Raw genomic sequence first — 24,488 nt, forward strand, 5'->3', positions numbered from 1 at the left:
AATTACTTCTCCTCATCATCTTGTTTCAAATCAACAATAAAATAAACTAATAGAGCTGGAGCAAGGAAACATAACATAATAGAAAGAATAAACTCAATAATCGCCTTACCAAGCACCTTAGTCGGACCTGTAAACAGAAGACCCCCTTGTACTGTTAAAAAGAAATAGTCCTTATAGTACCAATATCCAGCTGATATAACAGCAAATAAAGCAAATCCAATCATCCACTTAAACAATCGTTCTACTTTAGCGCTATACTCTTTATACTCCTTGTCTTTCTTTGCTTTGATAAACGCTTGTTTTTTTCTTTCTTCCTCTCTCTTCTCCTCTTCCTCTTTTTCTAAGAGTTCTTGCTTTAGAATTTCAATAACCTCATCATTTGAAAGTCCTTCGAATTTACTTTTAGGTATTTTCTCGTTACCGTCCCAATGATCAAAAATGTTATAGTCGTCCATAGCTTTCCTTTCTTTTCTCTTATAATCCGTGCCTTCTTACAATCGCCCCACTATGGCACCTACGATTGAGAATATCCCTCCAAAGAATAAGATAGGCATGATCACTGCAAGTCCAGCCAGAATAGGTAAGACACTAATAATACCATTAACAATCCACATTATAATAGAATATATAGGAATGATGACACCTGCACCCAAGATAATAGTTACGGGGATAAAGTATACGAAGACAGTTCCAAAAATACCAATCAATCTAAAGGCACGGTCATATACATTATTCTCTCCCTCTAAGCCAGATAGGAAATAAATTGAAGAGAATAGACCTGTAAAGCAACCGAAAACCAAAACAAAATAGTTGACCTTCATGTTTAATTTAACCTTTAATGGTTCTGTTAAATCTCTAACAACAGAAATAATTGGGATACCGATCAACTGCCACAAGAAAATATAGAATAGCAACCCCAATCCATTTGTGATTGGGTGCAACAATAGTGATTTCGCATAGTCAATTAAAAATAAATAGATGTTTTCTACCATTTTGGTTTGGCTCCTTGTTATTCCTATATTTCTATTTTACATAATTTCTGGTTTTCTAGCAAATTTTTCTGAAATAAAGTTTAACTTTTTATCACCAGCTCAAAAATCAAAAAATAGACTATCAGAATAGCGACTTAATAAGAACACCACTAATAATGTTTAAAAATAATCCTGCTTACTGACCAACTCCTTGCATTTTTTATAGATTATCTGATATACTATAAATGTACCGATGAGATATCAGTACAAAATAAATACCTTTTCAGTTTGGGTTAGTTTTTAAAATTTCATTTAAAAACTTTACCTCCTTTCTGTTAGTATTTCATTTTTCCTTCCTTTAATTTAAGCTATTAGATAGTTTTTAATAACTTCCTCTACTATCTTTCTAGTAATAAAATAGAAAAAGCACTGTCAACTTCCTCCGACAGTGCTTTTTTGTTGCTATTCAAACTTAAAATCACTAAAACTATTGTTTAAAATCATTCCTTTTTGTTTCAATCACTCTCACGGCAGCTTTTACTACATGAAATTCATCAATCAATTTACTAATTAATTCATAGTTTTGTTGGCTTACTCTTACTTTCATTAATTTTTCAGCAGCTTGATTAAATTCAGTCAAATGTTCTTTAACACTCAGTAACATTTCTTTTGTATCTTTTAAATAATATTTTCTTGATAATTTCTCAACTTCTTGATTAAACAAGTCTACGTTATTATCGTGTATGGTGATCTTTTTCCCTTCAGCTACCAAATCATTCGCTTCATAACAAGTGATGAATTTATGTTCAATCGTATCGCAAACAAAAATAATCCCGCTATCAGATATATATTTTCGCTTATCTGGATTTTGTCCCTCGCTTGAGTCATATAGTGTCAAACTGTTTATCTGCTTAGAGATCCATTTAGGAAGTTGCTCTTCTTTAACTCCAAATCTCTCATTAGCTCTTTTCATAAAATGATCTGTCCATACATAGTCTGGTGCATATGAAAGTCCCATGGCAATACTCCTCTTTAAAACTTTCGAAAAATACTATTCTAATTGAATATGAGAGTTTTAAATTTCTACTTCAGCAATTGGTTTGCGATATCGAGGCGCGTTAGGATTGTGGCAATAAATCTTACCTAGCTCGAGTCTTGGTTGAAATACCTCAAAATCACTTGCAAGAACGTAGCAAGGCTTATAGATACAACTGAATGTGATAGATACTTCCTCTCTTAAATCCTCTATAAGCATTTCTAATGTTTCATACTCGTAGATACGTACTATCTCTCCTCTACTTTCAAATAGTGCCTTAACAACAATAGAAGTACCATTACCATAAAAGACAGTATTATAGGCCACACACTCGTAGTCTTTCATTTCTAGACGATAATACCTATCCGCTCTGGTCTCTCCAATAGATACTTCTTTGGGAATCATATAAAAATATCTTCCCTTTTCTACTGCTAGCGTGAATCGTCTGCGCGCTTCTAATTGTTTTAAGTATTCGTCAATTCCGCTACCAATAGTTAATGCTTTTCGGATAATCGAGGCTTTATCTGAAGAGTGGTTTTTGTCTAACCATTCTCCTAAAAATCTGTGAAGATATACCATAATTTCTTCTCCTTGTTATTATTATATTTTAATTTTACATAATTTTTCTTTTTCTCGCAACAAACTTGGTACTACGATAGAATTTTGGGATTTCTTAAACTTTAAATCTTTATACGACAAATAATTTAAATACGCTTCACCTTAAGTAATTTTGAAAAGCCTAAGTATCCATTATAATATTCTTGTTTTTTCTTCATGGTAGAAACAAAGGCTAACTTTACAGGAACTGCATTGGCTCTTGAATGTTTAAAACTTAAATCTTCTGATTGTGGGATAAATCTTAATTCATCTTCCAAATATCTATACACTCTTTCAGGAATGACTAAATTGCAGATGTACTTTGCATGATCATTGTTTCGAAACATTCGTAGATAGTACTTTTTATCAGTCTTTCCTATAAACACCTTGCATTCTCCATAATAAATAGTCAGATGGTCAGATACTTCTAATTCATTTAGGAGGAGGGATCTACGAGGTAAATATTTTCTGGTACCAACTTTATTTTCTAAAACAAATTTTACATCAGACACCTCGCTATTATTTTGCAGAGAATTGACGCTCCTTGGTTGAATTACTCTACTGGCCTTTTCTTCCAGAATACGGTTTAAGAGTTGTTCAGCTAAGTCTGCATCAATTTTCTCATAATATTCTTTCAGTTCCATTTTCGAAGCAGATTCCAGAGTATATTCACATCCGTCACCATGAGGTAATTTAGGATGGCTCGATAAATAGATTTTCCCTTTTTTCTCGTTTATCACTAAATCCACTTCGTAACAACCAGGACAAAATAATTGTTTTTCATACTTAAGTTTTGTCCCAGTTTTATCCTTTTGATATTCCTTTTGTAGCTCATGAAGTTCTAGTCTCTCATGATTGTAAATACAGTATTGAAATTTATTTTTTGTAAACATAATAATCCTTTCTAGTTACCAACAATTAAATCTTGTTTTAAAAATCTGAAATGTGTAGTTATCTAAACCAACATCTAATTTTCTTAAACAACACAAAAACGCTCTAGACAATATGAACTGCACCCCAAAAGTTAGACAGAAAAAATCTAACTTTTGGGGTGTTTTTATTATGAAATTAACTTATGATGATAAAGTTCAAATCTATGAACTTAGAAAACAAGGATATAGCATAGAGAAGCTTTCAAATAAATTTGGGATAAACAATTCTAATATTAGGTACATGATTAAATTGATTGATCGTTACGGAATAGAGTTCGTCAAAAAAGGAAAAAATCGTTACTATTCTCCTGATTTAAAACAAGAAATGATTCATAAAGTCTTACATGAATGCTGGACTAAAGATAGAGTTTCTCTTGAATACGGCCTCCCGAGTCGTACGATACTTCTTAATTGGCTAGCACAATACAAGAAAAACGGGTATACTATTGTTGAGAAAACAAGAGGGAGAGCACCTAAAATGGGACGTAAGCCAAAAACGAGACCTGAAGAGAGGACAGAATTAGAACGTCTTCAAGCAGAAAATGAGTATCTGAGAGCGGAGAATGCCGTCCTAAAAAAGTTAAGAGAACTCCGATTGAAGGAGGAAAAAGAGAAAGAAGAAAGACAGAAATTGTTCAAGAATTAATGACTGAGTTTTCGTTAGATATTCTTCTAAAAGCCATTAAACTAGCTCGTTCAACCTACTACTATCACTTGAAACAGCTAGATAAACCAGATAAGGACCAAGAACTTAAAGCTGAAATTCAATCCATTTTTATCGAACACAAGGGAAATTATGGTTATCGTCGGGTTCATTTAGAACTAAGAAATCGTGGTTATCTGGTAAATCAGAAAAGAGTTCAACGCTTGATGAAAGTACTCAATTTACAAGCTAAAATGCGACAGAAACGAAAATATTCTTCTCATAAAGGAGACGTTGGCAAGAAAGCAGATAACCTCATTCAACGCCAATTTGAAGCAGCCAAACCAATAGAAAAGTGCTACACAGACGTGACAGAATTTTCCATTCCAGCAAGTGCTCAAAAGCTTTACTTATCACCAGTTTTAGATGGCTTTAATAGTGAAATTATCGCCTATAATCTTTCAACTTCACCCAACTTAGAACAAGTAAAAACAATGTTGGAACAGGCATTCACAGAGAAGCACTACGAAAATACAATTCTCCATAGTGACCAAGGCTGGCAATATCAACACGATTTTTATCATCAGTTCCTAGAGAGTAAGGGAATTCAAGCATCCATGTCACGTAAAGGTAACAGTCCAGACAACGGTATGATGGAATCTTTCTTTGGCATTCTGAAATCGGAGATGTTTTATGGTTATGAGAAAACCTTTAAATCACTTAATCAATTGGAACAAGCCATTGTTGACTATATTGATTACTACAACAATAAACGAATTAAGGTAAAACTAAAAGGACTCAGTCCTGTACAATACAGAACTAAATCCTTTGGATAAATTAATTGTCTAACTTTTTGGGGTCAGTACAATATGACTAGAGCGTTTTCTATATATCCGAACATCTAATTTATTTCACAAAAAATGTAGTCAAAAATGTAGTCATTCGGTTGATTTTTATTGCAATACATTGAAATAAAAATCAAGAATCGCATTAAATCAAGGTTTTTTCGTTTCTACTGAAACGTAATGACCTATTATTTCACTTCTGTAAAGAAGATGTTGTTTTAAAGGTATGTAATGATATTTGAAAACCTTGATTTGATAGTCTTTCTACCTGGAATAAAATAAATGGTGATTAGAGAAATATGAATTTAATGAAATTTAATCAGTTAGGAATCAGTTGTGATAAAATAATATTCTTGGAAATCAGAATGTAGAATTTATTAGTATTGCCTTATCATAGGTTAGATATTTTCTTAATTAGACGAGGGTGTTACAGTTTCAATTTATGGTGTACATTGGTTGTAGAGGCATTAAACAAAATTACTCGTTATGATAGTTCATTAAAGGTATTATTTTATTTATATCAGATGTACAAAGTGTGTAGAGGAGTTTTTAGATAAGAATTACTTGAAAAGTATGTGTTTTTATGATATATATTATGTAGGAGGAATGTTATGGCGAAATTAACAAATTTTTATTTGAATAAACAGAATGAAATTAATTTACCAAGACTAGCTAAATTTTTTAAAGAAAAAAATATGCTTGAAAGAGAGAATAAGACTTGGGTGATTAATTTAGCGATAAAGGAACTTTTTGAAAGTCTAGAATCTGAGATTATAGATTTTGAAAATAATAATTAATTGACGCACTTCGCGTCTTTTTTTTGTAGCAAAACAGATATTTCTAATGTATCCGATATGTAACCTATATGTAATAAACATGTAATGTTTAAGTATTGATTTTTTTTCGCCTGCGTGATACTATATAAACATGATACATGTTAGAAATATATTAGATACATGTAAAAATATAATTTTAAAAATGAGGTTATGAATATGAGTAACAGTCGAGCTTCTCCATGCAAGATATAATTTCAAAAATAAGCTATATTTAATTTTAAAATTTTAATTTAAGGAGAAAGAAAATATGAAAACATTTAAAGAACTGGTTGATATTGAGGGAATGGTCTTTCCTAATTCTCATGGGGTGAAACGTGTACAGAGGTTTAATCCAGACGAGTCACCATGCTTTCTTTTAGACGATGAATCTAGGGAGTTACTTATGAGAAAATTACCATTTGATAAAATTAATGAACCAACTTTGAAAAAATTTGCTGAGAATATTATTGTATTAAATCGTCAAAAGCATCGTGTATCTGATAAATCTAGAATGGTATTGATGAATGAGGCTAACTACAGCTATAGTGGTGAATCATTCTATACTACTATTGTCGAATATTATTAACTTTGGTAGGAGAGGTTTTCTCTCCTCCGTTATTATACTTATAAACAAGGAGAACAAAAAATATGTTTAAAAATTTTTGTCAAAATGCTTTTATAAGCCTATATTTCATAGTGTCAACGCTAGGAGGCTTTTCTGCGCATCTAGATTTCCGTTCATTCTCCCCTTATCAATCAGTCAAAATAGCTTTATGCTTGGGGGTTACATTAATTTTATTGCAACTTCCAATGATGTTTGCTAAATTATTAGAGGTTTTGGAAATCAAAAAAGGTGAGACGAATGAATGATATCAGACGAATGAGATTATCTTTTTGCGTTTTTATAATTCTAATGGGGCTTTCGGTTTTTATCTTCCATCCTATTGGCGAAGGGATTTCTTTAATGTGTACTATTATAGCCACCCCATTTTTATTTACATTTGCCTTTTATTTCTTAAAAATCAAGCTAAGAAATTTATATATTACCATCAAGGATTTTATAGAAAAATTTAGATAGGTATAATATGTTAAAAATTAAACAAACAGCCTCTTTGTCAGAAAATTATATTATTACTAGTTCGACATTAAGGAACATCAAATGGTTTACTATAGTATTTTTGAGTATAATATCCCTCCTTTCTAGTACTATGTTTTTCAAATTGTTGTTTATTCAGTTAGTAATATTATTTATTGGTTTAATTACGACTTATCATATCGGAAATAAAATTAAAGAATGGACTCAGCGTGTTGAACCGCTATTAATCATTAGAGAAAACCTTCTATTTATGATTCGTAGAAATTCCTTTCTTTTTACAGCAACAAAAGATGGCGCTATTCTTCGTTCAGCTAAATTTAATTACCAATTGAATGATGTTTCAATTGTAGTCCTAGCATTGAAATCTGGTGATGAATTCACGAAAGAGATGGACAATTTAGACGTTCTCCTAAGTAGTGCTCTAGGAATAAGCCTATCGTCTAAAGAAATTTATGCTACTTATGTTGAATATGTCTTTGTGTATAGACCGCCCGAACGCCATCATATTAGTTCCCTCCCTCTTGAGGATAATAGTCTGAAAATAAAAATTTATGATGAATTCGTAATAGATGTAAGAAAAAATTATAATTTATTAATCTCAGGTTCCAGTGGTTCGGGTAAGAGTTACAGCACATATTTTATAGTGTCGAGATTTATTTCTCAGACCGTAAATGGGAAACATGCAAAAATATATGTGATTGACCCAAAAATGTCAGATATTTATAAATTATGCCAGCGTTCTAAGATGCCGATAGCCCATTATGGAACGAGTAATGAGGATGCCTTTAGAATTCTGCGTCACTATATCAAGGAGCTAGATAGACGTATGCTAATCTATAATCAAAGTGACTTGTTTGATAGTGTTGGTATAGATTTAGGCTTTCCTCCTTTACTGCTGATAATAGAAGAATATAGTTCTTTGGTTGCATCAATGGACGGTAAGGCTAAAAAGGATTTTGAAAATATGGTTGCCATCGTTGCTCAAAAAGCAAGGTCTTTATCTATGGGGGTCTGCATTGTTATGCAACAACCCCGTTCCGATAGCCTTTCGACCAACATTCGAGAGCAATTGGCCCATGCTATATTCCTTGGAATGCCTACTCGCGAATCTAGTCAGATGATGTTCGGCACAACAGATGTGCCCAATGTCAAGAAGGATAAAGGAGTTGGGCTTTACTCTACAGAGAGAGAGCCTCCCAAGGAATTTCAAGCCCCAATTTTTGACAGAGATGTATTTGAGACAATACTCCCAGTTTGGGAATGTGCTGCTAAAGATTATATGAAGGATGAAGATGAGGATGTATGAGATAGAAATACTTGTGAAGCTAGGAGATGGAAATGTAATGAAGGATTATGAATCTGATACCAATCCATATAAGGCGTTGCTAAAAGCAATGAATATGGCTCATATGTTTATTGTTGATGAGCTGGAATAAAAGGATATTTAATAATATGATTTTAAAACATATCTGTGAAGTATGCGGAAAAATAGAGGTATTAATGAGGATAAACAATGAACCATTGAGTATATTGCCAAACTCAGACGACGGTCTTTCGAACTAGCAAAATAGGGACGATTGCCCAGGAGGGGCAGAATCGAGCGGAGCGTTCTTCTTTTTGCTAGGAGAAAGAGCCAACCGACTGCTTTTGCAGGAGGTCAGAAAAAACAGCCCCAGTACTAATAGGGGGTGCACACATACATGAAATGTACTCTAAACCCTTGGTACGTAAGGGGTTACGGCTTGCTAGTTGTACCAAGAGGTCGCAAACTCTTGGGAGAGTAAGGATGAGAGGTGTTTTCATGTAGGATACGGAATTAAGGAGAAAAAATATGGTTTACAATATGACAGATACAAACATTAAAATTGGATTGCTTGACCTTGAAATGTCACAGTTTGATATTCCTAAGAAAGTAGTGATTTTGTCAGTTAGGGTGAGCAACAAATACAAAGAAATCAACGGTGAAAACGTGAAGACAGATGAAGTAAGTAAAATTACTTCTACTGTGCTTGACGCTGACAAAGTGAAAGTTCTAACTGAAATGGGAATTTCTACTGATGACTTAAAAGCGATTAACCTAGAAATTATCGGAAATCTGGATAAGATTGCAAAACTTGCTCAAAATGATTCTTTGTTGAATGTTTCTGTTGAATTGATTCGGCCTAAGGTTCGACTAGCTTGGAACATGGCTAGAAGTAATTGGGCGGGTGTAAAAATTGTGTGTGAGGATATTAAAATTCTAGGAGAATAATCCTATGAATACTGTTAGAATAGATTATTTTGCTGTTACTGTTAAGGATGTTCCGCCAGAAAGAGTTCTGACAGACATCCTTCTGATTCCTCTTGAAAACTTTTCCTTGAATGATTGGGGCATAAATAAGTATAAGCAACATTATTCTTGTTCAGAAATTAAGGTGTATTTTAATGCTGATAGGCTTTCTATGGGTGTATTTATCGAATTAAAAGGGCAAGGTTGTCGTCAATATGAAGAGTTTTTAAACAGTAACGAAAATAATTGGATTGCTTTGATAAATCGTTTATATCATCATAATGCCAACTTTACTAGACTAGATATTGCCCACGACATATTTGATGGTAGCTTAGATGTTCAACGAATATATGACTATTGCAAGAAAGGATTATGTATCTCGAAAGCAAAACACTTTGAATATCATGAGAAATCAGTTCTAGATTCTGGTGAGCGTGTAGGAGAAACAGTTGCAATAGGTTCACGAGGTAATCAGCAGTGGTGCATATATAATAAACGCATGGAGCAACTTGGTAAGCAAGAGCTTGTAGAAGTTTCGTCTTGGATTCGCGCAGAGCTTAGATGTTGGCAGGAAAAGGCTAATATAATTGCAGAGCAGTTATTTTTAAAACGTCCCTTATCGTCAATCTATTTTGAAGCTATCAATGGTCATTATCGCTTTGTTCGTCCAAATGCGACAGATAGCAATCATTGGAGAAGAAAAAAAGTCAAGTGGTGGATAGATTATCTAGGAACTGAAAACCAGACAGTTCTTAGTATTACAAGGGCTAAAACGACACTACGGCAGTCGGAGGCTTGGACAGAGAAACAAGTTGCGAAAACATTAGCAAAAGTCTATATTGCAAAGTATCAGGCCTATGATGTTCAAAAGGCGGAAGATTATATTCAAAGCTTGCTCAAAGAGGGACTTTCAAGGCTAACTGATAATGATGAAAAGGATATAGAACAATATATAAGAGAACAGAATAGTTCCCAATTTTGGGGACAAAAAAAGACGACTTGAAAATAAGTCGCCTCTAAAAATTAACTAACTAGATTATAGCATAAGAAAGGAAAGTATTCCAATGATAGAGCTTAAGACAAAGTCAGACTATGATTTAACTAAAAATTGGTATCGGAAGAAAGAATTTTTAGATGAACTTTGGAAGGGTATGAAATTACCTACATTGGATCACTACATTCGTCAAATGAGAAATAGTCCATATTCTTTTGGAATTTGTGGAACTCATGGGAATGTCTTTATTCATGCGGAGGTATTTAAAGATTGGTTTGATTATAAGATTTTCCATGAAAATGAGGCAGTTATAGCTTAGTATAAGGGGGTAAAAATGAAGGTAGGTAAGACTACTCGAGTTCTAACTGTTTATCAATGGAAACCAGACCCTTCTAAAAAGGGCAACGTGCTTGTTAAGTTTGCAATGAGATATACTCATCCTTTGATAACAAAAAGTCGTTATAAGTACCTTACAAGGGGAGAAAATAAAGGGTGGTATACGACTAAGGCAATACCAACAGGAAAAGACAGTAAGGGACATGAGAAGTTACTTATTTCTGATATAAAGAATAGTCAGCTGATTACAAAAGTTTCAAAGATATTAAATGAAATGATTGATGAAACCGTATTAGATTTGACTGGAGAAAAACCAAAGAAATTAGAGCCTAGTAAAACTTTATGCCTCAAAGAGATAGCTAGACCGTATGATGAAAACAGTGAATTATACGGTTTAGCTTTTAAGTGGTGGGTCAATCGTGTTAAGCCTGCCAAGAATACTCTAAAGACTAGAGTTAGTGTTTATAACCAGCATATTTCCCCATATTTCAACGAAAATATGAGCCTTAAACAGTTCTGTATGGAACAGGAAAAAATGCAAGATATTATAAATAATGCAAGTGAGGGAACTTCAAAGAACATTCATATCTATCTTAAAATGATATTTGATTGGGCGGTAGAACAAGGAGAATTGACAGCGTCGCAACACCCTATTTTGAATAAGAGGGTTAAGCGTAAGACACTAACAAGTGCAGAAGAGCAGGCGAAACTTAGGGAAGATATAGCTGAAAAATATCTTGAAGTTGAAGAGGCTAATCAAGTATTTAAAATTATTGAAAATTGGACTAAGCGACATAATAATGAACTAGTTGCTGATGTACTCAGAATTATCTACTTGACAGGTATGAGACCGAGTGAAGCATTAGGTTTGAATGAAGATGTTCTAGATTTCAAGAATAAACTCATTAAGGTTCATTGGCAGAGGGCAAGCCATAATAAGACTGACAAAGAAATGGCAGAAGAAGGCTTGCGTGATGAGAAGGAACGATATAGAGCAATTCTAAAAACTAAAGAAAGCGTTAGAACTATTCCGATGTCACCAAAAGTAGAACAAATTTTACTTAAATATATTGAAAGAAATAAGTTTCAGGCGAGATTTAATCCGACTTATCATGATATGGGATATATTTTTACTAGGGTATACATAAAAGGGAAGAACCAGCAGGGCAGTCCATTGTATCATACAGAAATTTCAATGTTCTTAAGAGGTGGAACTAGTCAGTCCGCTAAGTATAATAAGAAAAGTGGAAAATCCTATAAGGATATTGATGACCTAGTTGATTTTGGTAGGCCTGTTCACATAGTTCCCCATATGTTCCGACATAGTTTTGTTTCAGTCATGGCTGATAAGAATGTAAGCTTAAACGTTATTCGAGAGTTTGTGGGACATTCAGAAGATAGTAGAGAAATAGAAAAAATCTATCTTCATGTTATGCAAAAGGGAAAACATAAGATTGAACAAGCTATGATAGATTTGTCTAAAATAATCTCTTGATTATTATAATCAGTTAAAATTCAGTTATTTTTCTAAACTTAAAAGAAAAAGCCTTAGAAATGTTGATTTCATAGGCTTTCTGTATGTTGTATTATTTAACTTCTGTAAACACAACGTGTTTGCGAAGTTTTGGTGAGTATTTCTTCAATTGAAGACGGTCTGGAGTGTTACGTTTGTTTTTAGAAGTAAGGTACAAGCGTTCACCAGATTCTTTGTGTTCAAGTGTAATATTTACGCGCATGGTATCTCCCTTCTATTATTCAGCTGATGCAGCTTTAGCGATTTTACGTCCTTTGTAGTATCCTTTAAGTGATACACGGTGAGAACGTGAGTAATCTCCAGTAGTTTCGTCAAAGTTTACAGATGGAGCTGTTACTTTGTAGTGTGTACGACGTTTGTTTTTCTTCGCTTTTGAAGTGCGACGTGCAGGTACTGCCATTTTGATTTCTCCTTTAGGTATTTATATTCGATTCAATCTACTGATTTTCATCAACCATATTAGAATAACACATTTTTTTTGTAAAGTAAAGTTACTTGACAAAAAAAGATGAAAAAATTCTCCTGTCAGTCCTAGCAGACAGGAGAAGGTGTTAAATATCAATCTCAAATGGTTCGTCAATGGTTTCTGATACGTATTTTCCGTCTTTCTTCCGTTGTTTGACACATTCTGTGAGGAGATATTCGATTTGCCCATTGACTGAACGAAAGTCATCTTCTGCCCATGATGCGAGTGCAGCGTATAACTTTGTTGAGAGTCGAAGGGGGATCTGCTTCTTTTTAGCTTCAGCCATCTTTAGTAAAGACTTCCTGTGTTGACAATTGGTTGTGCATCATGATTGCCACAGAGTACGACAAGGAGATTTGAAACCATGGCAGCTTTTCGTTCTTCGTCAAGCTCTACCAATTCCCCTTCATTGAGTCGTTCTAGTGCCATTTCAACCATTCCTACAGCACCATCCACAATCATCTTACGGGCATCAATAATGGCAGATGCTTGTTGGCGTTGAAGCATGACAGCAGCAATTTCTGGAGCGTAAGCTAGGTAAGTAATACGTGCTTCAAGGATTTCCAAGCCAGCATCCTCAACACGACTTTGGATTTCCTCACGAATACGGTTAGCTACAATCTCACTAGAACCACGGAGACTACCTTCATCTGCTTGCCCGTCACCTGTAGTATCCACATTAGGAGAGACATCGTAAGGATAGATGCGGACAATATTTCGGAGGGCGCTATCACATTGCAATGAAAGATATTCTTTGTAGTTGTCCACATTGAAGACTGCTTTGGCTGTATCAACAACTCTCCAAGTTACCGCGATCCCGATTTCTACGGGATTTCCTAGACAATCATTGATTTTTTGGCGAGAATTGCTCAAGGTCATAACCTTGAGGGAAATCTGTTTTTTGCCAATTTCAATGTTTACATCATTGCCATTTGATGATTTCATTCCTGACAAAGGAGATTTTGTGCTAACATCACCACTTTGTCCCAGTCTAGTGTGATTTGCAGGGTTGACTGCTACGCTGAAGGGATTAACAAAGTAAAAACCAGGTTCTTTGATGGTACCTGTATAGTTACCAAAAAGGGTCAAAACCAGAGCTTCCTGAGGTTTGACAACTTTTAAACCAGCATGAGCTAGGCCTGCAATTAAGCTTAATAAAAGTCCGATAATAATTCCAAAAATGTTTTCCGAAGTAGCACCCATTATCAATATAAAGATACCAAGTATGATTGTCAACTCAATGAGAATCAATGCGAATACACCATTTGGTTTTGAATTGATGAGTTTTTCAGTCATAAGAATGACCTCCTGTTATTTGATATCTAAATGATATCACTTTAATTTATAAAGTCAAGAAATAAATGTAACATTTTTAAAGAAAATACTTCTGTATAGAATTTTCTGAAAATTCAAGAATTTTCTTCTGTTCATTGCTTTTAAAATGTGCTATAATAATAAAAACTGAAATGGGAGGGAACAAATGACTGAATTAGATAAACGTCACCGCAGTAGCATTTATGACAGCATGGTTAAATCACCAAACCGTGCCATGCTTCGTGCGACTGGTATGACAGATAAGGACTTTGAAACACCGATTGTTGGGGTCATTTCGACTTGGGCGGAAAATACACCATGTAACATTCACTTGCATGATTTTGGGAAATTGGCGAAAGAGGGTGTCAAATCGGCAGGTGCTTGGCCTGTTCAGTTTGGTACTATTACCGTAGCGGACGGGATTGCCATGGGAACGCCTGGTATGCGTTTCTCTTTGACATCTCGTGATATCATTGCGGACTCCATCGAGGCGGCTATGGGTGGTCATAACGTCGATGCCTTCGTCGCTATCGGTGGCTGTGATAAGAACATGCCTGGTTCTATGATTGCTATTGCAAATATGGATATTCCAGCTATTTTCGCTTATGGTGGAACCATTGCACCGGGAAATCTTGATGGCAAAGACATCGACTTGGTTTCTGTTTTTGAGGGTATCGGAAAATGGAACCACGGTGACATGACGGCTGAGGACGTGAAACGTCTTGAATGTAATGCCTGCCCTGGCCCTGGTGGCTGTGGTGGTATGTATACTGCTAATACCATGGCGACTGCTATCGAAGTTTTGGGTATGAGTTTGCCAGGTTCTTCATCTCACCCAGCTGAATCAGCTGATAAGAAAGAAGACATCGAAGCAGCAGGACGTGCTGTTGTTAAGATGTTGGAACTTGGTCTCAAACCATCAGATATCTTGACTCGTGAAGCCTTTGAAGATGCCATCACTGTGACTATGGCTCTCGGTGGTTCTACAAATGCCACTCTTCACTTGCTTGCCATTGCCCATGCTGCCAATGTTGACTTGTCACTTGAGGACTTCAATACGATTCAAGAGCGTGTGCCTCACTTGGCTGACTTGAAACCATCTGGTCAGTATGTCTTCCAAGACCTCTACGAAGTCGGTGGTGTGCCTGCGGTTATGAGATATCTCTTGGCAAATGGTTTCCTTCATGGAGACCGCATTACATGTACTGGTAAGACTGTAGCTGAGAACTTGGCTGACTTTGCAGACCTTACACCAGGTCAAAAAGTTATCATGCCTCTTGAAAATCCAAAACGTGCGGACGGTCCATTGATTATCTTGAACGGGAACCTTGCTCCTGATGGTGCGGTTGCCAAGGTATCAGGTGTTAAAGTACGTCGTCACGTTGGTCCAGCTAAGGTCTTTGACTCAGAAGAAGATGCTATCCAGGCTGTTTTGACAGATGAAATCGTTGATGGCGATGTAGTCGTTGTTCGTTTCGTTGGACCTAAGGGTGGTCCTGGTATGCCTGAGATGCTGTCACTTTCATCAATGATTGTTGGTAAAGGTCAAGGAGACAAGGTTGCCCTCTTGACGGATGGTCGTTTCTCTGGTGGTACTTATGGTCTGGTTGTGGGACATATCGCTCCTGAAGCTCAGGATGGTGGACCAATTGCCTACCTTCGTACAGGCGATATCGTTACGGTTGACCAAGATACCAAAGAAATTTCCATGGCCGTATCTGAAGAAGAACTTGAAAAACGCAAGGCAGAAACAACCTTACCACCACTTTACAGTCGTGGTGTCCTCGGTAAATACGCTCACATCGTATCATCTGCTTCACGCGGAGCCGTGACAGATTTCTGGAATATGGACAAGTCAGGTAAAAAGTAAACTCAAAAAGCAAACTCAAAAAGCAAGCCAACTTCGGCTTGCTTTTTTTCATCTTCAAAAGTAATTTGCCTGCTTAACGAGGTGGTAGTCCAAGGGCAATACGGCCGTAGCGACTGATTCGTGTGATTTTCCAAGCAGGTGACCAGGTAACTTCAACCTTGACATCTTCGATACCCTCGATTTGTTTCAGACCTGCAACGATTTCGATAGGCAAGCTTTCGGCGCAATCGCAGGCAGTATCAGTGAAGGTCATGACAATCTTGCAGAGACCCGTTTCGTCCAGATTGATTTCATAAATCAGTCCTAGATTGTAAACATCCAATTCCACATCTGTATCAAAAACCTTCTCTAGTTTTTCGATAATTTGGTCTTGTAAGGCCAAAGCACGGTCATTGATTTTGATATCCTCTCTCATTACAGTCCCTCCACGTGATAAATATCCTCTATTTTCTCATAATTCTGACAATTTGGCAAGTTTTTGATGAATTTTCTGAAAAGACTCTCTTGAGATTTTCTTCTCTCACTGTTTTAATCCCTCTATTTATGGTAAAATAAGACTATTAAGTTTAAAGAGGATTCCCTATGAAATTACAAAAACCAAAAGGAACGCAGGATATTTTACCTGCTGAATCTGCCAAATGGCAGTACGTTGAGGGCTTTGCCCGTGAGATTTTCAAGCGATATAACTATGCAGAAGTGCGTACGCCTATTTTTGAGCATTACGAGGTTATCAGCCGCTCTGTCGGAGATACAACGGATATCGTAACCAAGGAAATGTATGACTTCTATGACAAGGGTGACCGCCATATTACTCTCCGTCCAGAAGGAACTGCGCCCGTTGTCCGTTCCTATGTAGAAAATAAACTCTTCGCCCCAGAAGTGCAAAAGCCAAGTAAGTTCTACTACATGGGACCTATGTTCCGTTATGAGCGTCCACAGGCAGGGCGTTTGCGCCAGTTCCACCAGATTGGTGTTGAGTGTTTTGGATCTAGCAATCCAGCTACCGATGTGGAAACAATCGCGATGGCAGCCCATTTCTTGAAAGAAATCGGTATCCAAGGTGTCAAATTGCACCTTAACACTCTTGGAAATCCTGAGAGCCGTGCAGCCTACCGTCAAGCCTTGATTGACTATTTGACACCGCTCAAGGAGACCTTGTCTAAGGATAGCCAACGTCGCTTGGAGGAAAATCCTCTCCGTGTATTGGACTCTAAGGAAAAAGAAGACAAGGTGGCAGTGGAGAATGCACCGTCTATCTTGGATTTCCTTGATGAAGAAAGCCAAGCTCATTTTGATGCTGTGCGTCAGATGTTGGAGAATCTTGGAGTAGATTACATCATCGATACCAATATGGTGCGTGGTCTAGACTACTATAACCACACTATTTTCGAGTTTATTACTGAGATTGAGGGCAATGACCTGACCGTCTGTGCGGGTGGTCGTTACGATGGTTTGGTTTCTTACTTTGGAGGCCCTGAAACTGCTGGATTTGGTTTTGGACTTGGTGTAGAGCGCCTGCTTCTCATTCTTGAAAAGCAAGGTGTGGCCCTCCCTATCGAAAACGCCCTAGATGTCTATATCGCAGTCTTGGGTCAAGGAGCAAATGTCAAGGCCTTGGAATTAGTACAGACTCTTCGCCAACAAGGTTTCAAAGCAGAGCGTGATTACCTCAACCGTAAACTCAAAGCTCAATTCAAGTCAGCCGATGTCTTTGCGGCTAAGACCCTCATCACCCTAGGAGAAAGTGAAGTCGAAAGCGGACAAGTGACGGTCAAGAACAATCAAACCCGAGAAGAAGTGGAAGTTGCGCTTGAGACAATCAGCCAAAACTTCTCAGAAATCTTTGAAAAACTAGGATTTTAATAACAGAAAAACTGGTCAGAGAACTACTCTGACCTTTTTCTTTTGCAAAATGACAAAAATCATAAACTTTTTGACAAATATGCTTGTCAAAAAGAAAAAGATGTGTTACAATATAAGCAAGTTAAGAGAAAAGGAGCAAGGAACGATTATGTGGGCATTAGGATTTGTACCTCTTGTGATTATGTTTTATCTCTATCATACCCAAAGGGTCAAGAAATTAGAGAATAAAATCAAAAGAATTGAGCAAAAACAGAAAGGAAATAAAGAAATGTCAAGATTATTAAAAGAATTGATTGGGAAAACACCGACAATCGTTGGACAAGTTTTTGGAACAGATAACTGGGAAGTTGTGGATGTAGATGAGGAATGGGTCAAGCTACGTCGTGTTAATAAAAAAGGAAAAGAAAAATTCAAACTACAACGCATTGAGGATATCCAGACAGTTGAATTTGACGGAGAGTAGGTGTGTAACATGCAACTAAAAAATCGTCTAAAAGAGCTTCGAGCTCGCGATGGTCTTAATCAAACCGAACTGGCCAAGTTGGCAGGGGTTTCCAGACAGACCATTAGCCTACTAGAACGGGATGAATACACCCCATCCATTATCATTGCTCTGAAAATATCTCAAATTTTCAACGAAACAGTCGAATCGGTATTTCGCTTAGAGGAGGATGAGTGATGAACAAGTATAAAGTGATCTATTATGTAGTTGTCGTAGCTCTATTAATCAGCGTATTTCTATTGATTGGGATAGACTTAGGCTGGTTTAGTCCCTATCAAAGTAACCAATTTGTTTGGGCCTACTTTGCTCTTATCCCAGTCGTTGACTGGATTGAAAAGAAAGCAAACAATTTAGCGAGTGAAAAAGGAGAATGAAAATGAAAAAGAAAAATAAAGGTGGATTGTTATTTTTAATGTCTGTTGTCTTTGGAGGTTTCTTGGGAGGTTTTGTAGGGATGTTTAAGGATGCTGCCGAATCCCACGCAATCATTTTAGATGTAAAAGTCTTGATACCCTGGATATCAACTATTTGTTTACTGATAGGTTTCATTAGCATTCTTTTGACGTTCAATTTCTTAAAGAAAAGCAGAACATTTCACTCCTTGTATCAAGAGGAAATGGATGATGATCTGAATGAAAGCTATTATGTGCAAATGTATCGGAATCTTGAGTTTGGAAGCATTGCTTTTAATATTACAAACGTAGCGATTTTATTGGCTCTCTTCATTTCAGCAAGTGAAATGGTTGTACTAAATGGAAGCCATCTAACCTTATCTCTTTCTTTTTTGGGATTAGTATTGATTTTTAATGTTCAAAAATATTTTTATAAAACCATTGCGATTGTTCGCCAGTTTGATTTGGTATTTTTCTCTATGCCAAAGGATATCTTAGGCTATGTCAATTCTTACGATGAAGGGGAGCGCCAGGCTAATTTGGAACAGAGTTTTCGGATTTTATTCCAATTACATCAGTATGTCTTGCCAACCTTGTACTTTCTGATTGCTCTCTTTTCCTTACTGACAGGAGAGATTCAGCTACTAGCTTTCGTACTTGTCGGAGCGATCCATGTTTATATCAATGTGATGCAGTTACCTATGGTAAAACGCTATTTCAAATAAAGGAGTTTCTATGATTCGTGTTGAAAATGTAAGCAAAAGTTTTGGGAGCAAAAAAGCTCTTCATCAGATTTCTTTTGAGATTAAGGAGGGTGAAATCTTTGGTTTTCTTGGCCCTTCTGGCTCAGGTAAAACAACCATGATCAATGTCTTAACAGGACAGTTGGCTGCAGATCAAGGTAAAACAGTTTTGTTAGGCAAGAATTCTCAAGATTTAACCTCAAATGATTTGGAACAAATTGGTATTGTTAGTGATGGCAGTGGTTTTTATGAAAAGATGAGTCTTTATAAAAATCTTCTCATCTATGCTAAGTTATATGGCCTCAAGGCAGATAGAGTAGTTCAGGTGCTTCAACAGGTTGGATTGGCAGATGCTAAAGATATTATCGCAGAAAAACTATCTACAGGAATGAAACAACGAATGTTCTTGGCCCGTGCCCTTCTTAATGCTCCTAAGATTCTCTTCCTTGATGAGCCAACCAGTGGCTTAGACCCTACAACATCTAAGATGATTCATACCCTACTTCAAGAATTAAAGCAGGCGGGGACAACTATCTTTCTGACCACGCATGATATGAATGAGGCAACTCTGCTTTGTGATCGCTTATCTCTTTTAAATAAGGGTAATTTAATAGAGTATGGAAGTCCACAAGATATTATCCAGAAGTACCATGTGGATAAGAAAGTACGTGTGGTTTATAACGATGGACGAGAACAGATAGTTCCATTTGAAGAGTTACCACATTTAGACACGACAGATTTGATGATGGTTCACTCTTGTGAGCCGACACTAGAAGAAATCTTTATCAGATTGACAGGAGAAAAGTTAGATGTTTAGAAAATTAAATGCCCTACTATGGTTAAGAGTGCAAGTTCTTATTAGCAATTCAACTTTGTTAGCGACTTTATTGATTCCTTTTGGTATTGCTGTTTTATATAATGAATTTTTAAATAAGAATGGACAATTGAGCCTATTTTTACTATCTTCTAGCTTGACGATGGTCTTGAGCATGGGAAGTGGTTATATGGTATCGATTATGATGGCAGAAGATAAGGAAAAACGAAATCTTAAATCACTCATCCTAAGTGGTGTGACAGCAACAGAATATACTTTCAGTATGCTTGTTCTCCCTATTCTGATAATGTTACTTGCTATGATTGTACTTCCCATCTATCTTAAAGTAGATCTATCTGGTTATTTATTTGCTTACGTTATCTATTTGCTCCTAGCAACTATTAGTATTATTTTTCTCAACCTTCTAATCGGTGCGGTGTCAGATACTCAATCTAAAGCGCAAGTTTATAGTATCTTCCCTATGTTAATTGTCTCTTTTTTACCTATAATTGCTCTTCAAAATGATACGGCTCAGAAAGTGTTAGATTACTCGTTCGTCGGTCCTATTGTAAATCTTTTAAATCAAAAGGGTGGAGAAATATCCTTTTCTAATATCGGCATGTTACTTGCCTGGGTACTTGTGTTAGGAATAGCGAACCTCTTTGTATTGAAAAATAGCTATAAAGCAAGATAGGAGATTTATATGAAACTACTTAAAAACCTTGGCTGGTTTCTTCTAGCCATTCTATCCTTTTACTTTATCTATGGCTTCATTCAGGTGCTCGCGACTACGTCGCTTGCCTTAGGTGCTTCACCCTATGCTGTTACCCTACTCTATGTAGCCTTGGCTGGAGTTTATGTGTACGGCGTTTACAAATGGTATCAGAAAGGTCTTGTTCGTATTGAGAAGAGTGGCTTCAACCGATTTATTTGGCTTCCTGCCTTGGTTTGGTTCTTATCTCTGGTTGTCCAGTTTTTCTTGCCAAATGATCCTTCAGTAAATCAGCAAATAGCGATAGACTTGACCTTGTCTCAACCACTTTTCTCATTCTTTGCGGTCGTTATTTTTGCTCCTTTGACGGAAGAACTTATCTTTAGAGGGATGTTGGCACGCTATCTCTTTCCTAAGCAGGACAATAGTAAACAAACTCTGCTTTTCCTTCTGGTATCTAGTGTTCTGTTTGCCTTGATTCATTTCCCAGGTGATGTGCAACAATTTTTAGTTTATGCTAGTCTTGGTTTTAGCTTGGGCTTGGCTTATATTAGCAGAAAAGGTCTGGTCTACAGTATTTCTCTCCATGCTTTGAATAATTTAGTCAGCTTTTTGATGATTCTCATGCTATAATAGAGTCAGGAGGTCACATGAAACGAGTAATTTTATTAGCAGTGATTCAAGCAGTTGTTCTATTTTTCATCATTGGGGGACTAGCTTATGCCTTCAAAGGTGATTTCTTCTATAGCCACCTAGCAGTTGTCTTTGCCCCTATTGCAGGTGTCTTGCGCTTTGGGACAGCTTACACAACGGAGATTGTCTTGCCTCGAAAGGCAGCCGAAATTGCTGAAAAGCGTAAAGCAGGCAAAAATTCAAAATAAAAGAGTCCGGTGAAGTTCATCGGATTTTTGTATGGGCGTCAATTTTTAGAGTCTTCACTTGATTTTTTAAGACAGGCAAACTTTTCTGATGATTTTCATGAAGAGCCTGCGCTTTTATGGTAAAATAGTAACAGAATAAAAGAGGAGAGAAAACATGAAACGTAGTATGTATGCTGGTCGTGTTCGTGAGGAACACATCGGACAAGAAATAACCTTGAAAGGATGGGTTGGCCGTCGTCGTGACCTTGGTGGTTTGATTTTTATCGACCTTCGTGACCGTGAAGGAATCATGCAGTTGGTTATCAACCCTGAAAAAGTCTCTGCAGAGATTATGGAAACAGCTGAAAGCCTTCGTAGCGAATTTGTTATCGAGGTGACTGGACAGGTCGCTGCGCGTGAGCAAGCCAATGATAAGTTGCCAACTGGTGCAGTTGAGTTAAACGTGACAGCTCTGACAGTGCTTAATACAGCTAAGACAACCCCATTTGAGATTAAGGATGGGATTGAGGCCAATGACGATACACGTTTACGTTACCGTTACCTTGACCTTCGTCGTCCAGAAATGTTGGAAAATCTTAAACTTCGTGCTAAGGTGACCCACTCTATCCGCAACTACTTGGATGAGTTGGAGTTTATCGACGTGGAGACACCATTCCTTTCTAAGTCAACGCCTGAAGGGGCGCGTGACTACTTGGTGCCATCTCGTGTTAATAAAGGGCATTTCTATGCTCTTCCTCAAAGTCCACAAATCACGAAACAACTCTTGATGAATGCTGGTTTTGACCGCTACTACCAAATCGTTAAATGTTTCCGTGACGAGGACTTGCGTGGTGACCGCCAGCCTGAGTTCACTCAGGTCGACTTGGAAACGTCTTTCCTTACTGAGCAAGAAATCCAAGATATCACAGAAGGTTTGATTGCGCGCGTGATGAAGGAAACTAAAGGCATCGAAGTGACACTTCCATTCCCTCGTATGAAATACGATGACGCTATGGCTCTTTACGGTTCTGACAAGCCAGATACCCGTTTCGACATGTTGCTTCAGGACCTGACAGAAGTAGTCAAAGGTATAGACTTTAAAGTCTTTTCAGAAGCACCTGCTGTAAAAGCCATTGTGGTCAAAGGAGCTGCGGACAACTACTCACGTAAAGACATTGACAAGATGACGGAAGTAGCCAAACAATATGGTGCCAAAGGTCTTGCTTGGGTCAAGGTTGTTGATGGAGAATTAAACGGACCAGTTGCCAAGTTCTTGACTGGCATCCAAGCAGAATTGACAACAGCGCTTGCTCTTGAAGATAAGGACTTGGTTCTCTTTGTGGCAGATACGCTTGAAGTGGCCAATGCAACTCTTGGTGCCCTTCGTGGACGTATTGCCAAAGAGCTTGGCTTGATTGATAACGATAAATTCAACTTCCTTTGGGTAGTTGACTGGCCGATGTTTGAATGGTCTGAAGAAGAAGGTCGCTACATGAGCGCCCACCATCCATTCACACTTCCACAGGAAGAGACTGCTCACGAATTAGAAGGTGATTTGGCGAAGGTTCGTGCCATTGCTTACGATATCGTCTTGAACGGTTATGAACTTGGTGGTGGTAGCCTTCGTATCAATCAAAAAGACCTTCAAGAACGCATGTTCAAGGCTCTTGGTTTCTCAGCTGAAGAAGCAAATGACCAGTTTGGCTTCCTTCTTGAAGCCATGGACTATGGTTTCCCACCACACGGTGGCTTGGCTATCGGGCTTGACCGATTTGTCATGCTTTTAGCAGGGGAAGAAAATATCCGTGAAGTTATTGCCTTTCCTAAGAACAACAAGGCAACTGACCCAATGACACAAGCTCCTTCAACAGTAGCTCTCAAACAACTAGAGGAACTCAGCTTACAAGTAGAAGAAGATGAAACAAGCAAAACGAATTAAGCGGTGGCGCTATTATCTGCGCCGCTTTGCTTATCAGATAAAAATTTTACGTGTCTTACAAAGCATCTCTCGCGAAAAATATGATGAGAAGATTTCGGCCTCTCTGGTCTATGGATTTTTATCAGCAGTAGCGGTCAATTTCTTTTTCCAACCAGGTCATGTGTATTCGAGTGGTGCGACAGGTCTGGCACAGATTATCTCTGCCTTGAGTAATCACTGGTTTGGTTTTCATATCCCGATTTCGTTGACCTTCTATGCCATTAATTTCCCTTTGATGGTCTTGGCTTGGTATCAAATTGGGCATAAGTTCACCGTCTTTACCTTTATAACGGTATCCATGAGTTCCTTCTTTATCCAGTTTGTCCCTGTGGCGACCTTGACGGAGGATCCCATTATCAATGCCCTTTTTGGGGGTGTTGTCATGGGCTTGGGGATTGGTTTTGCTCTTCGAAACAATATCTCCAGTGGTGGGACGGATATCGTCAGCCTGACTATTCGCAAGAAAACGGGTAAGAATGTTGGTAGTATTTCTTTCTTGGTAAATGGGACCATCATGCTGATAGCAGGCTTGACCTTTGGTTGGGAATACGCTCTCTACTCTATGATTACCATCTTTGTCTCTAGCCGTGTCACAGACGCTGTCTTTACCAAGCAAAAACGGATGCAGGCCATGATTGTGACCAATCATCCAGAGAAGGTAATTGAAAAAATCCATAAAAAATTGCACCGCGGTGCAACCATGATCCACGATGCAGAAGGAACCTATAATCACGAAAGAAAGGCAGTTTTAATCACTGTCATTACACGTGCAGAGTTTAATGAATTTAAACAGATTATGAAACAGGTGGATCCAGGTGCCTTTGTCTCTGTATCTGAGAATGTTCATATTCTGGGACGATTCGTTGAAACAGAAAATTAGTGATCAAAAAAACCAGCGCAAGCTGG

The 24,488-nt window shown here is 37.3% G+C and carries 32 protein-coding genes; 22 read left to right on the forward strand and 10 right to left on the reverse strand.

All coding sequences use genetic code 11. The features are described 5' to 3' along the window. Positions 1-2 precede the first annotated feature (2 nt). The 5 genes from D7D54_RS08730 to D7D54_RS08750 all read right to left on the reverse strand — a co-directional run bounded on the left by D7D54_RS08730 (position 3) and on the right by D7D54_RS08750 (position 3,497). Complete coding sequence (locus D7D54_RS08730) at positions 3-455, reverse strand: hypothetical protein (RefSeq protein ID WP_020902524.1); 453 nt, start codon at positions 453-455, stop codon at positions 3-5. Between the two features lie 36 nt (positions 456-491). Then, positions 492-992 (reverse strand): hypothetical protein, encoded by a 501-nt coding sequence (locus D7D54_RS08735; RefSeq protein WP_020902525.1) that lies wholly within the window; start codon positions 990-992, stop codon positions 492-494. A 466-nt stretch (positions 993-1,458) separates the two neighbouring features. Next, positions 1,459-1,989, reverse strand: a complete 531-nt coding sequence (locus D7D54_RS08740) for a hypothetical protein (protein WP_020902526.1) — start codon at positions 1,987-1,989, stop codon at positions 1,459-1,461. 57 nt (positions 1,990-2,046) lie between these two features. Then, a complete protein-coding gene (locus D7D54_RS08745; RefSeq protein WP_020902527.1) occupies positions 2,047-2,586 on the reverse strand; it encodes a hypothetical protein in 540 nt (179 codons plus the stop codon). A 125-nt stretch (positions 2,587-2,711) separates the two neighbouring features. Beyond that, positions 2,712-3,497: a hypothetical protein gene (locus D7D54_RS08750; protein ID WP_020902528.1), complete on the reverse strand. Its 786-nt coding sequence runs from the start codon at positions 3,495-3,497 to the stop codon at positions 2,712-2,714. A 169-nt stretch (positions 3,498-3,666) separates the two neighbouring features. Between D7D54_RS08750 and D7D54_RS08755 the strand changes: the two genes are divergently transcribed. From D7D54_RS08755 to D7D54_RS08800, 10 genes are all read left to right on the forward strand, one after another. Next, positions 3,667-5,015 (forward strand): IS3 family transposase gene (locus D7D54_RS08755; RefSeq protein ID WP_120719025.1). Its coding sequence is split into 2 segments (ribosomal slippage): positions 3,667-4,108 and positions 4,108-5,015, totalling 1,350 coding nucleotides; the frame shifts between segments, so codons are not numbered across the junction. Positions 5,016-5,635: 620 nt separating this feature from the next. Further along, positions 5,636-5,821, forward strand: coding sequence for a hypothetical protein (locus D7D54_RS08760; RefSeq protein ID WP_001096737.1), 186 nt, complete (start codon positions 5,636-5,638; stop codon positions 5,819-5,821). A gap of 286 nt (positions 5,822-6,107) precedes the next feature. Next, positions 6,108-6,425 (forward strand): hypothetical protein, encoded by a 318-nt coding sequence (locus tag D7D54_RS08765; RefSeq protein WP_000846753.1) that lies wholly within the window; start codon positions 6,108-6,110, stop codon positions 6,423-6,425. A 62-nt stretch (positions 6,426-6,487) separates the two neighbouring features. Beyond that, positions 6,488-6,709, forward strand: coding sequence for a hypothetical protein (locus tag D7D54_RS08770; protein WP_120719248.1), 222 nt, complete (start codon positions 6,488-6,490; stop codon positions 6,707-6,709). Then, the gene (locus tag D7D54_RS08775; RefSeq protein WP_084887313.1) at positions 6,702-6,917 is read left to right on the forward strand and encodes a hypothetical protein; all 216 of its coding nucleotides are present in this window, start codon (positions 6,702-6,704) and stop codon (positions 6,915-6,917) included. The genes D7D54_RS08770 and D7D54_RS08775 overlap by 8 nt, the downstream gene beginning before the upstream one ends. A gap of 7 nt (positions 6,918-6,924) precedes the next feature. Continuing rightward, positions 6,925-8,241 carry an FtsK/SpoIIIE domain-containing protein gene (locus D7D54_RS08780; RefSeq protein ID WP_120719249.1) on the forward strand — a complete coding sequence of 439 codons (1,317 nt, stop codon included), beginning with the start codon at positions 6,925-6,927 and terminating at the stop codon, positions 8,239-8,241. A 525-nt stretch (positions 8,242-8,766) separates the two neighbouring features. Then, complete coding sequence (locus tag D7D54_RS08785) at positions 8,767-9,186, forward strand: hypothetical protein (protein ID WP_050104975.1); 420 nt, start codon at positions 8,767-8,769, stop codon at positions 9,184-9,186. A gap of 4 nt (positions 9,187-9,190) precedes the next feature. Then, positions 9,191-10,207, forward strand: coding sequence for a replication initiation factor domain-containing protein (locus tag D7D54_RS08790; RefSeq protein WP_050104976.1), 1,017 nt, complete (start codon positions 9,191-9,193; stop codon positions 10,205-10,207). Positions 10,208-10,268: 61 nt separating this feature from the next. Then, positions 10,269-10,517 carry a hypothetical protein gene (locus D7D54_RS08795; RefSeq protein ID WP_000571454.1) on the forward strand — a complete coding sequence of 83 codons (249 nt, stop codon included), beginning with the start codon at positions 10,269-10,271 and terminating at the stop codon, positions 10,515-10,517. Between the two features lie 15 nt (positions 10,518-10,532). After that, the gene (locus D7D54_RS08800; RefSeq protein ID WP_000862760.1) at positions 10,533-12,029 is read left to right on the forward strand and encodes a tyrosine-type recombinase/integrase; all 1,497 of its coding nucleotides are present in this window, start codon (positions 10,533-10,535) and stop codon (positions 12,027-12,029) included. Positions 12,030-12,120: 91 nt separating this feature from the next. Here the strand turns inward: D7D54_RS08800 and rpmG are convergent, their stop codons facing one another. The 4 genes from rpmG to D7D54_RS08820 form a co-directional block, all read right to left on the reverse strand. Beyond that, a complete protein-coding gene (gene rpmG, locus D7D54_RS08805; RefSeq protein WP_001265622.1) occupies positions 12,121-12,270 on the reverse strand; it encodes a 50S ribosomal protein L33 in 150 nt (49 codons plus the stop codon). Positions 12,271-12,285: 15 nt separating this feature from the next. Beyond that, a complete protein-coding gene (rpmF, locus tag D7D54_RS08810; protein WP_000290417.1) occupies positions 12,286-12,468 on the reverse strand; it encodes a 50S ribosomal protein L32 in 183 nt (60 codons plus the stop codon). 151 nt (positions 12,469-12,619) lie between these two features. Beyond that, the gene (locus D7D54_RS08815) at positions 12,620-12,820 is read right to left on the reverse strand and encodes a type II toxin-antitoxin system antitoxin (protein WP_000796544.1); all 201 of its coding nucleotides are present in this window, start codon (positions 12,818-12,820) and stop codon (positions 12,620-12,622) included. 2 nt (positions 12,821-12,822) lie between these two features. After that, positions 12,823-13,830: an SPFH domain-containing protein gene (locus D7D54_RS08820; protein ID WP_020902355.1), complete on the reverse strand. Its 1,008-nt coding sequence runs from the start codon at positions 13,828-13,830 to the stop codon at positions 12,823-12,825. 184 nt (positions 13,831-14,014) lie between these two features. Here D7D54_RS08820 and ilvD point away from each other — a divergent pair, with 184 nt between their 5' ends. Beyond that, positions 14,015-15,718 (forward strand): dihydroxy-acid dehydratase, encoded by a 1,704-nt coding sequence (ilvD, locus tag D7D54_RS08825; RefSeq protein ID WP_000137346.1) that lies wholly within the window; start codon positions 14,015-14,017, stop codon positions 15,716-15,718. Positions 15,719-15,791: 73 nt separating this feature from the next. On the opposite strand, the gene D7D54_RS08830 is transcribed toward ilvD, so the two are convergent. Next, a complete protein-coding gene (locus D7D54_RS08830) occupies positions 15,792-16,133 on the reverse strand; it encodes a metal-sulfur cluster assembly factor (RefSeq protein WP_001206380.1) in 342 nt (113 codons plus the stop codon). 167 nt (positions 16,134-16,300) lie between these two features. Here D7D54_RS08830 and hisS point away from each other — a divergent pair, with 167 nt between their 5' ends. The 11 genes from hisS to D7D54_RS08885 all read left to right on the forward strand — a co-directional run bounded on the left by hisS (position 16,301) and on the right by D7D54_RS08885 (position 24,462). Next, entirely contained in the window at positions 16,301-17,581 is a 1,281-nt protein-coding gene (hisS, locus tag D7D54_RS08835; RefSeq protein WP_020902356.1) for a histidine--tRNA ligase, read from the forward strand. A gap of 268 nt (positions 17,582-17,849) precedes the next feature. Next, positions 17,850-18,044: an aspartyl-tRNA synthetase gene (locus D7D54_RS09670; protein WP_240471763.1), complete on the forward strand. Its 195-nt coding sequence runs from the start codon at positions 17,850-17,852 to the stop codon at positions 18,042-18,044. A 9-nt stretch (positions 18,045-18,053) separates the two neighbouring features. Next, positions 18,054-18,260 carry a helix-turn-helix transcriptional regulator gene (locus D7D54_RS08845; protein WP_020902358.1) on the forward strand — a complete coding sequence of 69 codons (207 nt, stop codon included), beginning with the start codon at positions 18,054-18,056 and terminating at the stop codon, positions 18,258-18,260. Further along, entirely contained in the window at positions 18,260-18,457 is a 198-nt protein-coding gene (locus D7D54_RS08850; RefSeq protein ID WP_020902359.1) for a hypothetical protein, read from the forward strand. Before D7D54_RS08845 ends, D7D54_RS08850 begins: the two co-directional genes overlap by 1 nt. 2 nt (positions 18,458-18,459) lie before the next feature. After that, positions 18,460-19,200 carry a DUF3169 family protein gene (locus D7D54_RS08855; RefSeq protein WP_020902360.1) on the forward strand — a complete coding sequence of 247 codons (741 nt, stop codon included), beginning with the start codon at positions 18,460-18,462 and terminating at the stop codon, positions 19,198-19,200. A 10-nt stretch (positions 19,201-19,210) separates the two neighbouring features. Continuing rightward, positions 19,211-20,035, forward strand: coding sequence for an ABC transporter ATP-binding protein (locus D7D54_RS08860; protein ID WP_020902361.1), 825 nt, complete (start codon positions 19,211-19,213; stop codon positions 20,033-20,035). Continuing rightward, positions 20,028-20,726, forward strand: coding sequence for an ABC transporter permease (locus D7D54_RS08865; protein WP_120719252.1), 699 nt, complete (start codon positions 20,028-20,030; stop codon positions 20,724-20,726). Before D7D54_RS08860 ends, D7D54_RS08865 begins: the two co-directional genes overlap by 8 nt. Positions 20,727-20,735: 9 nt before the next feature. Next, complete coding sequence (locus tag D7D54_RS08870; protein ID WP_020902363.1) at positions 20,736-21,377, forward strand: CPBP family intramembrane glutamic endopeptidase; 642 nt, start codon at positions 20,736-20,738, stop codon at positions 21,375-21,377. A gap of 17 nt (positions 21,378-21,394) precedes the next feature. Then, entirely contained in the window at positions 21,395-21,625 is a 231-nt protein-coding gene (locus tag D7D54_RS08875) for a hypothetical protein (RefSeq protein WP_020902364.1), read from the forward strand. A gap of 154 nt (positions 21,626-21,779) precedes the next feature. Next, complete coding sequence (gene aspS / locus D7D54_RS08880; protein ID WP_120719253.1) at positions 21,780-23,543, forward strand: aspartate--tRNA ligase; 1,764 nt, start codon at positions 21,780-21,782, stop codon at positions 23,541-23,543. Then, positions 23,521-24,462, forward strand: coding sequence for a YitT family protein (locus D7D54_RS08885; protein ID WP_120719254.1), 942 nt, complete (start codon positions 23,521-23,523; stop codon positions 24,460-24,462). Before aspS ends, D7D54_RS08885 begins: the two co-directional genes overlap by 23 nt. Positions 24,463-24,488 lie beyond the last annotated feature (26 nt).

The organism is Streptococcus chosunensis, from assembly GCF_003626515.1.
Classification (GTDB): Bacteria; Bacillota; Bacilli; order Lactobacillales; family Streptococcaceae; genus Streptococcus; species Streptococcus chosunensis.

What these genes read in the sequence shown, in the direction of transcription:
- D7D54_RS08730 (WP_020902524.1), bottom strand. Translation starts at nt 455, where the DNA reads ATGGACGACTATAACATTTTTGATCATTGGGACGGTAACGAGAAAATA.
- D7D54_RS08735 (WP_020902525.1), bottom strand. Translation starts at nt 992, where the DNA reads ATGGTAGAAAACATCTATTTATTTTTAATTGACTATGCGAAATCACTA.
- D7D54_RS08740 (WP_020902526.1), bottom strand. Translation starts at nt 1,989, where the DNA reads ATGGGACTTTCATATGCACCAGACTATGTATGGACAGATCATTTTATG.
- D7D54_RS08745 (WP_020902527.1), bottom strand. Translation starts at nt 2,586, where the DNA reads ATGGTATATCTTCACAGATTTTTAGGAGAATGGTTAGACAAAAACCAC.
- D7D54_RS08750 (WP_020902528.1), bottom strand. Translation starts at nt 3,497, where the DNA reads ATGTTTACAAAAAATAAATTTCAATACTGTATTTACAATCATGAGAGA.
- D7D54_RS08760 (WP_001096737.1), top strand. Translation starts at nt 5,636, where the DNA reads ATGGCGAAATTAACAAATTTTTATTTGAATAAACAGAATGAAATTAAT.
- D7D54_RS08765 (WP_000846753.1), top strand. Translation starts at nt 6,108, where the DNA reads ATGAAAACATTTAAAGAACTGGTTGATATTGAGGGAATGGTCTTTCCT.
- D7D54_RS08770 (WP_120719248.1), top strand. Translation starts at nt 6,488, where the DNA reads ATGTTTAAAAATTTTTGTCAAAATGCTTTTATAAGCCTATATTTCATA.
- D7D54_RS08775 (WP_084887313.1), top strand. Translation starts at nt 6,702, where the DNA reads ATGAATGATATCAGACGAATGAGATTATCTTTTTGCGTTTTTATAATT.
- D7D54_RS08780 (WP_120719249.1), top strand. Translation starts at nt 6,925, where the DNA reads ATGTTAAAAATTAAACAAACAGCCTCTTTGTCAGAAAATTATATTATT.
- D7D54_RS08785 (WP_050104975.1), top strand. Translation starts at nt 8,767, where the DNA reads ATGGTTTACAATATGACAGATACAAACATTAAAATTGGATTGCTTGAC.
- D7D54_RS08790 (WP_050104976.1), top strand. Translation starts at nt 9,191, where the DNA reads ATGAATACTGTTAGAATAGATTATTTTGCTGTTACTGTTAAGGATGTT.
- D7D54_RS08795 (WP_000571454.1), top strand. Translation starts at nt 10,269, where the DNA reads ATGATAGAGCTTAAGACAAAGTCAGACTATGATTTAACTAAAAATTGG.
- D7D54_RS08800 (WP_000862760.1), top strand. Translation starts at nt 10,533, where the DNA reads ATGAAGGTAGGTAAGACTACTCGAGTTCTAACTGTTTATCAATGGAAA.
- rpmG (WP_001265622.1), bottom strand. Translation starts at nt 12,270, where the DNA reads ATGCGCGTAAATATTACACTTGAACACAAAGAATCTGGTGAACGCTTG.
- rpmF (WP_000290417.1), bottom strand. Translation starts at nt 12,468, where the DNA reads ATGGCAGTACCTGCACGTCGCACTTCAAAAGCGAAGAAAAACAAACGT.
- D7D54_RS08815 (WP_000796544.1), bottom strand. Translation starts at nt 12,820, where the DNA reads ATGGCTGAAGCTAAAAAGAAGCAGATCCCCCTTCGACTCTCAACAAAG.
- D7D54_RS08820 (WP_020902355.1), bottom strand. Translation starts at nt 13,830, where the DNA reads ATGACTGAAAAACTCATCAATTCAAAACCAAATGGTGTATTCGCATTG.
- ilvD (WP_000137346.1), top strand. Translation starts at nt 14,015, where the DNA reads ATGACTGAATTAGATAAACGTCACCGCAGTAGCATTTATGACAGCATG.
- D7D54_RS08830 (WP_001206380.1), bottom strand. Translation starts at nt 16,133, where the DNA reads ATGAGAGAGGATATCAAAATCAATGACCGTGCTTTGGCCTTACAAGAC.
- hisS (WP_020902356.1), top strand. Translation starts at nt 16,301, where the DNA reads ATGAAATTACAAAAACCAAAAGGAACGCAGGATATTTTACCTGCTGAA.
- D7D54_RS09670 (WP_240471763.1), top strand. Translation starts at nt 17,850, where the DNA reads ATGTCAAGATTATTAAAAGAATTGATTGGGAAAACACCGACAATCGTT.
- D7D54_RS08845 (WP_020902358.1), top strand. Translation starts at nt 18,054, where the DNA reads ATGCAACTAAAAAATCGTCTAAAAGAGCTTCGAGCTCGCGATGGTCTT.
- D7D54_RS08850 (WP_020902359.1), top strand. Translation starts at nt 18,260, where the DNA reads ATGAACAAGTATAAAGTGATCTATTATGTAGTTGTCGTAGCTCTATTA.
- D7D54_RS08855 (WP_020902360.1), top strand. Translation starts at nt 18,460, where the DNA reads ATGAAAAAGAAAAATAAAGGTGGATTGTTATTTTTAATGTCTGTTGTC.
- D7D54_RS08860 (WP_020902361.1), top strand. Translation starts at nt 19,211, where the DNA reads ATGATTCGTGTTGAAAATGTAAGCAAAAGTTTTGGGAGCAAAAAAGCT.
- D7D54_RS08865 (WP_120719252.1), top strand. Translation starts at nt 20,028, where the DNA reads ATGTTTAGAAAATTAAATGCCCTACTATGGTTAAGAGTGCAAGTTCTT.
- D7D54_RS08870 (WP_020902363.1), top strand. Translation starts at nt 20,736, where the DNA reads ATGAAACTACTTAAAAACCTTGGCTGGTTTCTTCTAGCCATTCTATCC.
- D7D54_RS08875 (WP_020902364.1), top strand. Translation starts at nt 21,395, where the DNA reads ATGAAACGAGTAATTTTATTAGCAGTGATTCAAGCAGTTGTTCTATTT.
- aspS (WP_120719253.1), top strand. Translation starts at nt 21,780, where the DNA reads ATGAAACGTAGTATGTATGCTGGTCGTGTTCGTGAGGAACACATCGGA.
- D7D54_RS08885 (WP_120719254.1), top strand. Translation starts at nt 23,521, where the DNA reads ATGAAACAAGCAAAACGAATTAAGCGGTGGCGCTATTATCTGCGCCGC.